At 69.3% G+C, this 12,595-nt stretch carries 11 protein-coding genes and 1 pseudogene; 4 read left to right on the top strand and 8 right to left on the bottom strand.

Features of this window, described 5'->3' with window-relative positions:
• The coding region (locus A9977_RS03245; RefSeq protein WP_183023441.1) for a hypothetical protein at positions 1–692 on the top strand (692 nt) is incomplete at its 5' end.
• Between the two features lie 92 nt (positions 693–784).
• On the opposite strand, the gene A9977_RS34580 is transcribed toward A9977_RS03245, so the two are convergent.
• The 5 genes and pseudogenes from A9977_RS34580 to A9977_RS03225 all read right to left on the bottom strand — a co-directional run bounded on the left by A9977_RS34580 (position 785) and on the right by A9977_RS03225 (position 6,245).
• Complete coding sequence (locus A9977_RS34580) at positions 785–1,696, bottom strand: TonB-dependent receptor domain-containing protein (RefSeq protein WP_310936081.1); 912 nt, start codon at positions 1,694–1,696, stop codon at positions 785–787.
• A gap of 121 nt (positions 1,697–1,817) precedes the next feature.
• Positions 1,818–3,089: pseudogene (locus tag A9977_RS34730) on the bottom strand (TonB-dependent siderophore receptor); the annotation flags it as partial.
• A 412-nt stretch (positions 3,090–3,501) separates the two neighbouring features.
• Positions 3,502–4,557, bottom strand: coding sequence for a FecR domain-containing protein (locus A9977_RS03235; protein WP_183023440.1), 1,056 nt, complete (start codon positions 4,555–4,557; stop codon positions 3,502–3,504).
• A gap of 76 nt (positions 4,558–4,633) precedes the next feature.
• The gene (locus tag A9977_RS03230) at positions 4,634–5,179 is read right to left on the bottom strand and encodes an RNA polymerase sigma factor (RefSeq protein ID WP_183023439.1); all 546 of its coding nucleotides are present in this window, start codon (positions 5,177–5,179) and stop codon (positions 4,634–4,636) included.
• Positions 5,180–5,306: 127 nt separating this feature from the next.
• Positions 5,307–6,245, bottom strand: coding sequence for a DedA family protein/thiosulfate sulfurtransferase GlpE (locus tag A9977_RS03225; RefSeq protein WP_183023438.1), 939 nt, complete (start codon positions 6,243–6,245; stop codon positions 5,307–5,309).
• 60 nt (positions 6,246–6,305) lie between these two features.
• Here A9977_RS03225 and A9977_RS03220 point away from each other — a divergent pair, with 60 nt between their 5' ends.
• Entirely contained in the window at positions 6,306–6,773 is a 468-nt protein-coding gene (locus tag A9977_RS03220; RefSeq protein WP_183023437.1) for a ribonuclease HI family protein, read from the top strand.
• A gap of 12 nt (positions 6,774–6,785) precedes the next feature.
• Here the strand turns inward: A9977_RS03220 and A9977_RS03215 are convergent, their stop codons facing one another.
• Together A9977_RS03215 and A9977_RS03210 are read right to left on the bottom strand one after the other, a co-directional pair.
• Positions 6,786–8,378 (bottom strand): glucan biosynthesis protein, encoded by a 1,593-nt coding sequence (locus A9977_RS03215; RefSeq protein WP_183023436.1) that lies wholly within the window; start codon positions 8,376–8,378, stop codon positions 6,786–6,788.
• A 101-nt stretch (positions 8,379–8,479) separates the two neighbouring features.
• Positions 8,480–9,091, bottom strand: coding sequence for a LuxR C-terminal-related transcriptional regulator (locus A9977_RS03210; protein ID WP_183023435.1), 612 nt, complete (start codon positions 9,089–9,091; stop codon positions 8,480–8,482).
• Positions 9,092–9,183: 92 nt separating this feature from the next.
• On the opposite strand from A9977_RS03210, the gene A9977_RS03205 reads away from it, so the two are divergent.
• Both A9977_RS03205 and A9977_RS03200 read left to right on the top strand, forming a co-directional pair.
• The gene (locus A9977_RS03205) at positions 9,184–9,996 is read left to right on the top strand and encodes a CoA transferase subunit A (protein ID WP_183023447.1); all 813 of its coding nucleotides are present in this window, start codon (positions 9,184–9,186) and stop codon (positions 9,994–9,996) included.
• A gap of 1 nt (position 9,997) precedes the next feature.
• A complete protein-coding gene (locus tag A9977_RS03200; protein WP_183023434.1) occupies positions 9,998–10,636 on the top strand; it encodes a 3-oxoacid CoA-transferase subunit B in 639 nt (212 codons plus the stop codon).
• A gap of 40 nt (positions 10,637–10,676) precedes the next feature.
• Here the strand turns inward: A9977_RS03200 and A9977_RS03195 are convergent, their stop codons facing one another.
• On the bottom strand, positions 10,677–12,320 hold the full coding sequence (locus A9977_RS03195; RefSeq protein ID WP_183023433.1) for a glucan biosynthesis protein G: 1,644 nt from the start codon (positions 12,318–12,320) through the stop codon (positions 10,677–10,679).
• Between the last annotated feature and the right edge of the window lie 275 nt (positions 12,321–12,595).

The following is a 12,595-nucleotide window of genomic DNA, read 5'->3' as shown; positions in this document are numbered from 1 at the left end:
GGGGAGGGGGCGGTGGCGAGGATGCGATTCAGGTCACCTTCAATCCTTCGAGCCTTTCGGGCAGCTACGTGCTCAACGACCCGAACTCATCGGGCCCGGGGGTGGTCCTCGTCAAGGCGAGGCTCAGCAGCACGCCCGCTGGCACCCTCTATCCGGTGATCGCCGACCCCAAGTCATTCCTCACCAACGTGCCGGGCGTGCAGATCGCGACGCGCGATCCCGATGGCGCGTACTCGATGCTTCTGCTGCCTCGGCTGCCGGCCAGCGCTGGCGTGGTCGAAGGCGAGCTGACCCTGCATCTCTGCAAGGACAGCGCCTGTGCGTCCGAGTACAAGCTGGCTGGCGCGACGCTGCCCTATCGATACGTCTACGACGAGGCGCTGTCCGTCACCCTCAACGTGAACGGCGTGCCGGCCACAGGGATCAACAACATCAAGGCGGCGACTTCTGGAAAAACCTTCCAGACGAACGTGGCGTCTGGTGACGTGCTCGAGCTCAACTCGAGCATCCCGGTGACATGGAGCGCCTACCCCATGGGGAGCACGAACGCCACGATCAACCCCATCTCCTCGACATCGAAGAACTGGAAGGCCAGCGTCACCAACAACACATACACCGGCTACGTGTCCATCAAGGCCACGCCGATCGACACGCGGCAATACGAGGCCAGCTTCATCATCGAAGTGCAGTAGGAGCGGCGGGACCGACCAGCGAACGAACACCCGTTTGCGGTGGGCTGGCCGTCGGGATGAGCGACAGCCAGGCCCGCATCGGTGCCGATCGCCTAGAAGTTGTAGGTCGCGGTCGCCACGATCCTGCGCAGCTCCGCGTAGCGGCAGCTGCCGGCGCTGCAGGCGTTGAGGTAGGTCTTGTTCGTGAGGTTGCGCAGGTTCAGCGCCAGGCTCCAGTGCTGCAGCTCGTAGCCCACGAGCGCATCGAACACGGTGGACGAGGGCAGCTTCGCGGCCGCCGATTCCTGGTAGCCGCGGTTCGAGCCCATGAAGCGCGCGCCCAGGCCGAGCCTGAAGCCGGACTCGAAGCGGTAGTCGGTCCAGGCCGAGAGCTGGTTGCGCGACACCGCCTGCATCTGCTTGCCGATCTCGCTGGGCGTGCTGCTGGCCGTGACGATGGCCTTGGGCGTGTAGGTGTAGGCGGCGATCACGTTCATGCGCTTGACCGGCTGGAAGGCCGCTTCGAGCTCGAGCCCGCGCACCAGGATCTCGCCGGTCTGCTTGGGCAGGAAGTCCGGCGTGTAGGTGATGTAGTTCTTGCGCCGCAGGTCGAAGATCGCGGCGCTGTACTTGCTCTTGCCGTCCACCGGCTGGTAGCGCACGCCGACCTCGTACTGGCGCCCGGTCTCGGGCTTGAGCGGCGTGTTGGTCTCGGGGTCGATGGTCGCGGTCGGCGAGAAGGACTCGGAGTAGCTGAGGTACGGCGCCCAGCCGCTCGGATGCAGGTAGACCAGGCCCGCGCGGCGGGTGAACTTGTGGTCGGAGATGCGGGTGCGCGAGCCGTCGGTGTGGCTGTCGAGCGTGGCGGTGGCGCTGTCGTAGCGGCCGCCCAGCGTCGCCACCCAGTCGCCCCACTTGACCTGGTCCTGCAGGTAGGCGCCGGTCTGCACCAGGCGGGTCCGGGCGTCGAACCACGGGTCGCCGGGCACCACGTCGTGGGTGTAGACCGGGTCGTAACCGTCGATGCCCGAGACCGTGCCGGCGTTGTAGGTGCGCTGGTCGTTGCGCGAGCGCTGGTGGTTCCAGGCCGAACAGCACGGTGTGCTGCCAGTCGCCCAGCCGGAGCCTGGCCTGCGCCTGGTTGTCGATGGTCAGGAGCCGCGCGCTTTCGTGGCTGCCGAAGGGGAAGCGGTTGAGCACGCGGAAGTTGGCCGGGTCCGCCGGGTCGTCGGGGTTCACGACCGCGAAGTCGGCCTGGTTGTAGACCTGCCGGTAGTCGACCTTGATCGAACCGTAGCGAACGTTCTGGCGCAGCGTCCAGGTGTCGTTCACGCGGTGGTCGAGCAGGTAGCCCACCATCCACTGGTCCTGGTTGAAGTGGTCGAAGCCGGGCTCGCCCACATAGGTCTTGGGCGAGAAGCGGCCGTTGGGATTGGGCAGCAGCGTGCCGACCTCGGGGAAGCTGCCGTAGGAGCTGCCGTCCCGGATGCGCAGGTAGTGCGAGAGGAGCGTGAGCGAGGTGTCGCCCGAGGGCTTCCAGGTCAGCGAAGGCGCGAGGAAGACGCGGTCGTTGGGCAGGCCGCTGCCTTCCAGCTTGGCGTCGCGCACCAGGCCGGTGAAGCGGTACAGCAGCTTGCCCTCGGCGTCGACCGGGCCCGAGAAGTCGCCCGCGACCTGGCGCCGCGAGTGGTCGCCCAGCTGGACCTGCAGTTCGCGCAGCGGCTCCTCGGTCGGCCGCTTGCTGACCACGTTGATCATGCCGCCCGGGCCGGTCTGGCCATAGAGCACCGACGAAGGACCGCGCAGCACCTCGATGCGCTCGGTGCCGTAGTTCTCGGTCTGCCAGATGGCCCAGCCGTTGTTGTTGCGCAGCTGCAGGCCGTCGAGGTAGTAGCCGGGCGTCTGGGCGTCGAAGCCGCGGATGATGGTCCAGTCGAAGCGCGAATCGGCGCCCCAGGGCGACACGTTGATGCCGGGCGTGTAGGCCAGCGCGTCCTTGAGGCGCAGGGCGCCGGTGGCCTCGATGAAGTCCGAGGTCACGACCGAGATCGACTGCGGCATCTCGATCAGCGGCGTGTCGGTCTTGGTGCCCGTAGCGCTGCGTTGCGCCACATAGCCGATCACCGGGCTGGCCGCGGTCTCGCGCGCCGTCGTGGCCGTGACGGTGATCGCGCCCAGTGTGGTGCCCGAGGAGGCGGCCTGGCGCTCGACCGTCACGATGTTGCCCTCGAAGCGGCCGAACAGGCCGCTGCCGGCCAGCAGGCGTTCGAGCGCCTGGCGCGGGCTCAGCTGGCCGGACACGGCGGGCGCGGTCCGGCCCGCCACCACGTCCTGCTGGACCGCGAGCTGGAGCCGCGTCTGGCGCGCCCAGTCGTTGAGCGCCGAGGCCAGCGGCTGGGCGCCGATGCGGATCTGCATCGGCGTGCCGGCGGTGCCGCTTTGTGCGCTGGTCGAGGCGGTGCCGAAGACCAGCGCGAGGGCCAGGGCAAGCGGCGCGGGCCGCGTCAGAAGGCGATTCATGTCGATGTGCTCCAGATAGAAAAAACGGTTGCTACCTGGGAAGACGCAGCAGGGCCCGGCCACCCTGTATCCATTGCGAAATAAATCTCATTTGTTTTCGTATGGGCCGTGTTCGGGCGTTCGGTCCCGTCGACTCGAACGCTGAATACGGGCAACCGGACGCAGAGGACGCAGAGGACGCAGAGGTTTCGCAGAGGGCGAGAAAGAAAACAAAACTCTTTTGGGGATGTTCTTTTTTTGCGCTCTTTGCGAAACCTCTGCGCCCTCTGCGTCCAGAAGTCCGCCCCCCGGAACCGTACCGGCCCGTTCTTCAGCGCGCGAGCAGCACTTGGGTGTCGGGCCCGTCCTGCTGCAGGCGCACCGGCAGCACGCGCGGCAGCGCGAGCCGGAGCGTGGTGCGGTTCAGCGGGTCGAAGGTGCCGGTGAGCCGCAGCGCCGCCACCTGCGGGTCGCGCACCACCAGGCCGGTGCGGCCGTAGCGCGCCAGTTCTTCGAGCGCTTGGCCCAGCGGCATGTCGACGAAGCTCAGGCGCTGCTCGCGCCAGGGTGCGATGCCGGCGGCGGGCACGGCGCCCACCGGGCCGAGCGAGCCCTGGGCATCGCTCGCGACCTGCTGGCCCGGGGTCAGCAACACGATGGGGCTGCCATCACCGACGGGGCCGTCTGCACGCGCCACCCGGACCTTGCCTTGCTCGACCGCCACCGTGACGCCGTCGTGCCCCGGTTGCCCGGGCGTGTGCCGCACCGAGAAGCGCGTGCCGACCACGGTCACGCGCAGCGGGCCGGCCAGCACCTCGAAGGGGCGGGCCGCATCGGCCTGCACCGAGAACACCGCCTGGCCCTCGTGCAGCCGGACTTCGCGTCGCTGGCGGTAGAGGAGCACCTCGACGCGGGTGGCCGTGTCCAGCCGCAGCCGGCTGCCGTCGGGCAGGGGGATGTCCTTCTGCTGCCCGCGCGCGGTGGCGAAGGCCTGGCGCCATTGGGGCTGCGCCAGCAGCTGCTGCCACGCGACGTAGCCCGCACCGCTCAGCACGGCCGCCGCGCCCGCGACCGCGAAGGCCGGCTGCAGAAAGCGCCGCCGCGAGCGTGGAGAGGACAGCCGTGGCGCGCGTTCGAGCGCGGCCTTGTCGCGGGCCAGTTGGGCGCGCATGCGGGCCCGCAGGTCGTCGGGCATGGCGTCGAGGGTTTGCCAGGGCGTGGCGCAGCGCGCGTAGGCCTCGCCGTGCCGGGGGCTCGCGGCCAGCCAGGCCCGGAAGGCGCGCTCGTCCGCCAGGGCCCAGGCGGCATCCTGGCGGCGCACGAACCACCCGAGCGCATCCCGGCGCAGGCGCGCGGCTTCGTCGGATGCAGGGGCGGGGGCTGTCATGCGGGGTCTCTTGCTGTTGTAGACGCACGGGCGGCGCCGCACCCTGTAGGCGCGGGCCCCGATCGTCGGATTCTTTTCATGGCGTGGGGCGCCGCTTGCGCGCGCGCGACGGGTGCCGGCCGCTGGCCGTGCCGTCGAAATCTTCCAGCGCGGCCCAGCAGGCCTCCAGCGCGATCTGCACCTGCATCTCCACCGTCTTGGTGGCGATGCCCATGCGCGCGGCGGTCTCGGCATGCGAGAGGCCGTCGAACTTGACGCAGAGGAAGGCCTCGCGGCAGCGCGGCGGCAGGGTGTCGATCACGGCGGCGATGGCTTCGAAGCGCTGGCGCGCGGCCAACGCGGCCTCGGGTTCCTGGGCCTCGGGGCCGGCCTGTTCGTCGGGCTCGATCAGTGCGTTGTGCGGGCCGGGCTCGCCGCGCGCCTCGCTGCGGCGATGGTCGTCGGTGACCAGGTTGCGCGCGGTCTGGTAGAGCAGCGCGCGGGGGTCGCGCACCGCCACGCCCTTGCGCTCGGCCGCGTACACGCGCGCGAAACTCTCCTGCGCCAGATCGGCCGCGGTCTCGCGGTCCCGCACCTTGCGGGCGAGAAAGTTCAGCAGTTCGCGGTAGTAACGCTCGAACACGGGCAGTCCACAGCCTGACAGGGCGGGTCGAAGTCCTGGGGGCAGGTGGGCTTCGCTTGGCGTGGCTGACCTGGGGGGCGATTCAAAAGAAGGCGGCGCGATTATCTCCGAGCCGCGCTCTCGGGCCTCAGCCCGACTCGGTCGCGCGCCCCGAGGCCAGCCAGGCGTCGAGCCCGCCCGCCAGCGGCCGGGCCCGCCGGGCGCCGCGCGTCTGCAGCAGGCGCGCCGCCATCGCGGCCGAGACCTCGTTGGGACAGTTGCAGTACAGCACGATCTCGTGGTGGGCCGAGAAGTCGGGCAGGCCGCGCTGGGCCTTCATGTCCTGCAGGTGCAGCACGATCGCACCCGGGATCCGGCGCGGCTCGAGTTCGGCGCCGGCCGGCGAGCGCACGTCGATCACCAGCGGCGGCACCGCGGAGGCCATCAGCGCATGCAGTTCGTCGACGCTCACGCGCGGGATGTCGATGCTCAGCAGCATCGCGCGCCGGCGCCAGTAGCGCAGGCCCAGTCCGGCCGCCACCGCGATGGCCAGCACCACCAGCGCGGCCGCGCCGGCCTCGGCCATGGCGTCGAGCACGGCCTGGATCTGGCTGCTGAACACCCAGCCCGGCACCAGGAAGGCGGCCGACCAGATGGCCGCGGCCAATGTGTCGAACCCGAGGAAGCGCGCGGTCGACATCTGCAGCGCGCCGGCCATTGGCGGCGCCACCACCGACACGCCCGGCACGAACTTGGCCGCGATCAGCGAGGTGCCGCCCCAGCGCGTGATCAGCGATTCGCTCTGCCGCACGCAGGTGTCGGGCGACAGCGAAACCTTGCACAGCAGCCGCATGATCCGGTGGCCAAAGCGGCGCCCGGCATAGAACCAGGCCGCGTCGCCCAGCAGGTTGCCGGCCAGCGCGACCGCCACCGTGGCCCACAGCGGGATCTGCCCCATGGCCGCCAGCCCGCCGGCCACCACAAGCACCGCCGAGGCCGGCACCGGCACCCCGAGCCGGGCGGCGAGCGTGGCCAGGAAGACCACCGTGATGCCATGCGCGGTGGCCAGGGACAGGAGTTCTTGCATGCGGGCAATCTAACCGTTCCGTGCGTCGGCTGCCTGACGCCGATCTGGTAGCGTGGGCGCATGGCCGTTTTCGATTCAGATGTCCTCCATTGGACCGTCCACTGCGACGGCAGTGCCGTCCCCAACCCCGGCCGCATGGGCCTGGGCGCGGTGCTGGTCGCGCCCGACGGCACGCGCCAGGCGCTTTCGCGCGCCACGCACTCGGTCGGCTGCAACAACGAGGCCGAGCTGCGGGCGCTGACCGATGCGCTGCTGGCCGCCCGGGCGCAGGGGGCGAGGGCGGTGCAGGTCTACAGCGACAACAGCATCCTGGTCGAGCAACTGGGTGGGCGCGCCGTCAAGCCGATCGAACGGCTCGCCGATCTGTTCGATGCCGCGCGCGTGCTGCTCGCGTCCTTCGACCGCGTGGCGCTGCATTGGATTCCACGCCACCGAAACGTCGAGGCCGATGCGCTGGCCCGCGCGGCGCTGGGCATGGCGCCCAAGGCCAGCGGCAAGGCCGGCCGGCGCAAGAAGGCCCGCGCCTGAGTCACTGCGCGCTCAGGCGGGATCGTGCCGGTGCAGCCAGGTCTCCGACAGCGTCTGCTCCCCACTCTTGAGGAAGAGCCGCACGTCCACCGGCTCCTTGCCGTCGGCCGTGAAGTCGAACTGCGCGCGCCAGTGGCCGGGCACGCCGTTGGGCACGGCCTCGGCGAACAGGTAGGAGAACTTGCCGCGCGAGGCGGTCAGCACCAGTTCGGGCTTGGTGCCCGTCGGCAGCGAGGCCAGCGGGCCGCCGAGGAACTCGACCATGAACTTGCGCACGCCCGCCGGCCGCGGCTGCCCGGGCTGGCCGCCGCGGCCGGTGCGCGTGGCCACGCAGCGCGCCAGCGGCGAGGGGTAGGGCTCCACGTCGGTCCAGTGCAGCCGGTAGCGCAGCGCGATCTTCGAGCCCGCGGTGGCCGGGGCCTTGGGCACCCAGAAGGCGACCGTGTTGTCGTGGATCTCGTCGTCGGTCGGGATCTCGATCAGTTGCACCGCGCCTTCGCCCCAGTCGCCCAGCGGTTCGACCCAGAGGCTGGGCCGCTTCTCGTAGTGCACGCCGTCGAGGTAGTGCTCGAAGGCGCGGTCGCGCTGCAGCAGGCCGAAGCCGCGCGGCCGGGTGTCGACGAAGGCCGAGGCGGTGGTCTGCTCCGGGTTGTTGAGCGGGCGCCAGATGCGTTCGCCGCCGCCGCTCCACATCGCCAAGCCGTCCGAATCGTGCACCTCGGGCCGCCAGTCGATGGCGCTGGGATGCGTTTCGGAGAACCAGTACATCGAGGTCAGCGGCGCGATGCCCAGGCGCGCCACGTTGCGCCGCAGGAAGAGCCGGCATTCGATGTCCATGCGCACGGCCTTCGTGCGCTCCATCACGAAGCGGTAGGCGCCGGTGAGGCTGGGCCCCTCGAGCAGCGCATGCACCGTGACGCTGCTGCTGCCCGGCGCCGACGGCTCGAAGTAGAAACGCGTGAAGTCGGGAAATTCCTCGGGCCGGTCGGCTTCGGCCACGTCGATTGCGATGCCGCGCGCCGACAGGCCGTACTGGTAGAGCTCGCCGATGGCGCGGAAGTAGGAGGCGCCGAGGAAGGCGACCCAGTCGTTCTTCTTCCAGTCCAGCTGCTTCGGGTCGCCCAGCCGGCTTTCCTGGAAGCGGAAGCCCGCAAAGCCCGCGCCCGGCGGCAGCTTGCGCGCCGGGCTGTCGGCGGGCATGTCGAAGTAGCCGGGGTCGTAGAGGATCTCGCGCGCGAAGCTGTCGCCCGCGGCCGTTTCCAGCAGGTGCATGCGCACCGGGTTCGGGAAGAAGCGCCCTAGATGGAAGAAGGTGACGGGGAAGTTGCCGGGGCCGTCGCGGAACAGCGCGCTGTCGGGGTCGAAGCGGATCTTGCCGTGCGCTTCGTAGTCGATGCGGTCGAGCACGCCGGCCGGCAGCGGCGTGGCCGCGACGAAGGGCTGCGCGGCCATCGATTCGGCCAGGGCCGCGAGGCGTTCGAAGGAGAAGGGCTGGGGCTGGCCGAGCTTGAGCCCGGTGGCGGCCAGCGCGTCGGCGGGAAGTCCGAGGGAGGCCAGGGCCAGCGAAGTGCCCCCGGCCGCGAGGAAGTGTCGTCGATCGAGCATGTGCGGGCATGGTGCCCAAGGCGGTGGCCCGCCCGTGTAGGCGCAGGGCTTTGAGGGCAACCGTTGCAACCGATGCAACTTGTTGCAGGCACCCCGCGTGCTCAGCCGGCCATCAGCTTCTGCACCAGCTCCGCCGTGGTGGCCGCCGCGTACTTGCGCATGAGCCGCGCCCGATGCAGCTCGACCGTGCGGTGGCTGATGCCCAGCACGCGGCCGATCTCCTTGGAGGTCAGGCCCTGCATCACCTGCGCCGCCACCTCGCGTTCGCGCGGCGTGAGTTCGGCCTTGGCGCTGCGGCGCGAGCCCAGGTCCTCGAAGGTCCAGATGCCGGCCTCGTGCGGCGCGGCGCGGTTGAGCGCATGGCCGGTCACGTGGCACCAGAAGGTCTCGCCCGCGAAGGCGCCGTGCAGGTCGCCGAGCCGCCGCATCATGCGGTTGTCGGCATAGCGGCCCACGTGGTTGAGGATCGGCACCATGCGTTTGCCGATGCGCTCGAATTCGGCCACGCTCGGGTAGAGCACCTGGAAGGACTGCCCCACCAGCGCCTCGCGCGCGGCGCCGAACATCTCGCACAAGCGCTGGTTGCAGTCGACCATGGTGCGGTTGCGCGACAGCACCATCCCCACCGGCGCGTGCTCGAAGGCCAGCCGGTAGTCGATGGCGCCGAGGCCGGGGGCGGCCGGGTGCGTGCGGGTCTGCTCAGGTGTCTCCATTACGAAATACTACGTATGCGGGTACGTAGTATCGTCGGAGGCTCTTTCTTCATTCCCTTCTTTCACTCAGCTCGCGAGGATCACGACCCATGGTGAACAAGATCTATGCCTCCGCCAAGGAGGCGCTGGCCGGCGTCGTCGCCGACGACCAGATGCTCGCCGTCGGCGGCTTCGGCCTCTGCGGCATCCCTGAAGCGCTCATCGATGCGCTCAAGGACAGCAACGTGCAGAACCTGACGGTGGTCTCGAACAACGCGGGCGTCGACGGCTTCGGCCTCGGCAAGCTGCTCGAGACCCGGCAGATCAAGAAGATGATCGCCAGCTACGTGGGCGAGAACAAGGAGTTCGAGCGCCAGTTCCTGGCCAAGGAACTCGATCTCGAATTCACGCCCCAGGGCACGCTGGCCGAGAAGCTGCGCGCCGGCGGCGCGGGCATCCCGGCCTTCTTCACCAAGACCGGTGTGGGCACGCAGGTGGCCGAGGGCAAGGAGCTGCGCGAGTTCGACGGCGAGACCTACGTGATGGAGCGCTCGCTGGTGCCCGACGTGGCGCTGGTCAAGGCCGACGTGGCCGACAAGTCGGGCAACCTGCGCTTCCGCCTCACGGCGCGCAACTTCAATCCGGCCGCCGCGATGGCCGGCAAGGTCTGCATCGTCGAGGTCGAGAAGATCGTCGAAGTGGGCGAACTGGCACCCGACGACATCCACCTGCCGGGCATCTATGTGCACCGCATCGTGCTCAACGCCAATCCCGAGAAGCGCATCGAGAAGCGCACCGTGAGCGCGGCCGCACCGGTCGATGCCGCCGCCGCCAAGATCGAGGCCCAGGCCGTGATCGCGCAGGCCGCCGCGGGCAGCGAAGTGCCCGTGCCCACCGTCCCCGTCAGCAAGAAAGAAGGAGCCTGAGATGCCCTGGACCCAAGACCAGATGGCCGCGCGCGCGGCCCAGGAACTCGAAGACGGCTTCTACGTGAACCTCGGCATCGGCATCCCGACGCTGGTGGCCAACCACACGGGCACCAAGGAAGTCTGGCTGCAGAGCGAGAACGGCATGCTGGGCATCGGCGCCTTCCCGACCGAGGACAACGTCGACGCCGACCTGATCAATGCCGGCAAGCAGACCGTGACCACCATTCCGGGCTCGGCCATCTTCGGCAGCCATGAGAGCTTCGCGATGATCCGCGGCGGCAAGATCAACCTGTCGATCCTGGGCGCGATGCAGGTCAGCGCCAAGGGCGACCTGGCCAACTGGATGATCCCGGGCAAGATGGTCAAGGGCATGGGCGGCGCCATGGACCTGGTGGCCGGCGTCAAGCGCGTGATCGTGCTGATGGAGCACGTCGCGAAGAAGAAGGACGGCACCGAGGACCTGAAGATCCTCGAGCAGTGCACGCTGCCCTTGACCGGCGTGGGCGTGGTCGACCGCATCATCACCGACCTGGCCGTGCTCGACGTCACGCCCGAAGGTCTCAAGGTCATCGAACTCGCCGACGGCGTGAGCTTCGAGTCGCTGCAGGCCAAGACCGGCGTTCAGCTGATCCGCTGATGGCGCCCCGGAACCGCCGCGTGGCGGTTCCTCCCGCCGCTCAGGGCGCGGCCTGCGGCGCCACGGTGGAGGCCGGCAGCGCTGCCGGCGCCGGTGCTGCCACCGCCTGCGGATTCGGCGGCACCTGGTAGCTCCAGGTCTCGCTCAGCGGCTTGTCGCCCTGCATCAGCGCGGCGCGCATCTCCACCGGCAGCGCCGGATTCTTCACCTTCACCCGCAGCACCACGCGCACGCCCTTGATGGCGGGGTTGCGCTGCACGGTGTTCTCCAGCAGTTCGGCGTTGTCGCCCACGCTCACCAGCGCGCTGACCGGCGTATCCGGCGGCAGCTTGGCCAGCACCGGGCCCTCGAAGTCGATCAGGAAGGCGCTGCTGCCGTCGAGCGCGCGGATCAGGTTGGCCTGCAGCTGCTCGCCGTCGGTGTGGAAGGTCTGGCGCACCCAGGCGTTGTCCTGGCCGTGCAGCGCGGGCTCGTCGGTGGTCCAGTGCATGCGGTAGGCGAACTGCAGCGCCTGGCCTTTGCGCGTGGGCTCGTCGGGGGTCCAGAAGGCCACGATGTTGTCGTTGGTCTCGTCGGGCGTGGGGATCTCCATCAGCGTGACCTTGCCCTTGCCCCAGTTGCCCTGCGGCTCGATCCAGGCACTCGGGCGCAGGTCGTAGCGGTCCTTGAGGTCCTCATAGCGCCAGAACTCGTGGCCGCGCTGCAGCAGGCCGAAGCCCTTGGGGTTCTCGACCGTGAAGCTGCTGATCGCGAGGTTCTTGGGGTTGTTGAGCGGGCGCCACAGCCATTCGCCGCTGCCGGTCTGGATGGCCAGCCCGTTGGAGTCGTGGATGGCCGGGCGGAAGTTGCGCTTGAGCTCCGACTGCTGGTTGGGCCCGTAGAGGAACATGCTGGTGAGCGGCGCTACGCCCAGCGTCTTGATGTCGCCGCGCACGAAGACGTTGGCCTGCACGTCGACCACCGCATCCTTGCCGCCGGGGGTCAGGATGAACTGGTAGGCGCCGGTGGCGCGCGGCGAGTCGAGCAGCGCGTAGATCACGATCTGCTTGTCCGTGCCCGTGGGGCGCTGCACCCAGAACTCGCGGAAATCGGGGAACTCCTCGCCGCCGGGCGGCGCGGTGTCGATCGACAGCCCGCGTGCCGACAGGCCGTAGACCTGGCCCTTGCCGATCACGCGGAAGTAGCTCGCGCCCAGGAAGCTCATGATCTCGTCGTTCTTGCCTTCCTTGTTGATCGGGTAGAGCACGCGGAAGCCCGCATAGCCCAGCGTGCTGGTCGCGCCCTTGTCGAAGCTCAGGTTGCCGAAGTCGAAGCGCTCGGGGTCGTACCGGATCTCCTGCACCGTGTCGCCGTTGATCTCGTTGATGCGCACGGCGGCATTGAAGTGCATGCCCTGGTGATAGAAGTTCAGCCGGAAGGGCGTGGGCTGGTCGCTCCACTCGAAGCGGTCGGCGCGCGGCTGCATCTTCTGGTAGTCGGCGAACTGCATGCCGCTGAAGACCGGTGGCAGGTTGTTCACCGGCGCCGCGTAGGGCTTCTCCATCAGCGCGCGCGCCTTGGCGGTCACGTCGTCGAGCGAGAAGGCCTGGGCCTGGCCGGCGCACAGCAGCGAGGCGAGGGCGCTGGCGCACAACAGGGGAATCGACGGCTTCTTCTTTCGGTGGGCGTTGGGCTTGGAGGTCATGAAGTGGTGTCTGCGATGCAGGTGGAAGGCAGGGGGAATGACGGTGGGGACACGGCGCGCCGCACACCCGGTGCGGGCGCGGTGCGATGAACTCGCGGTGATTCCCGACAAGGATCCGCGGGAGGCTCATCCACACTCGGGGGCGTGGCGTTCATGCGTCGCTCGCCATGGCGGCGACGCGTGAAAGGCCCGACTGTGTAGGAAGAATTGCGCGGGCGATGAGCATGAAATGCGAAGGCTTCGGCAACGAGGCGTGATCGTCTCGCCAACATGCG

The sequence above is a fragment of the Variovorax sp. UMC13 genome (assembly GCF_014170375.1).
In the GTDB taxonomy this organism is placed as follows: domain Bacteria; phylum Pseudomonadota; class Gammaproteobacteria; order Burkholderiales; family Burkholderiaceae_C; genus Variovorax.
This window is presented reverse-complemented; position numbering and strand designations above follow the sequence as displayed.

Excerpts from the sequence above, each read along its gene's own strand:
- A9977_RS03200 (WP_183023434.1), top strand. The coding sequence starts at position 9,998 with ATGCCCTGGACCCAAGACCAGATGGCCGCGCGCGCGGCCCAGGAACTC.
- A9977_RS03225 (WP_183023438.1), bottom strand. The coding sequence starts at position 6,245 with ATGCAAGAACTCCTGTCCCTGGCCACCGCGCATGGCATCACGGTGGTC.
- A9977_RS03220 (WP_183023437.1), top strand. The coding sequence starts at position 6,306 with ATGGCCGTTTTCGATTCAGATGTCCTCCATTGGACCGTCCACTGCGAC.
- A9977_RS03195 (WP_183023433.1), bottom strand. The coding sequence starts at position 12,320 with ATGACCTCCAAGCCCAACGCCCACCGAAAGAAGAAGCCGTCGATTCCC.
- A9977_RS03215 (WP_183023436.1), bottom strand. The coding sequence starts at position 8,378 with ATGCTCGATCGACGACACTTCCTCGCGGCCGGGGGCACTTCGCTGGCC.
- A9977_RS03210 (WP_183023435.1), bottom strand. The coding sequence starts at position 9,091 with ATGGAGACACCTGAGCAGACCCGCACGCACCCGGCCGCCCCCGGCCTC.
- A9977_RS03235 (WP_183023440.1), bottom strand. The coding sequence starts at position 4,557 with ATGACAGCCCCCGCCCCTGCATCCGACGAAGCCGCGCGCCTGCGCCGG.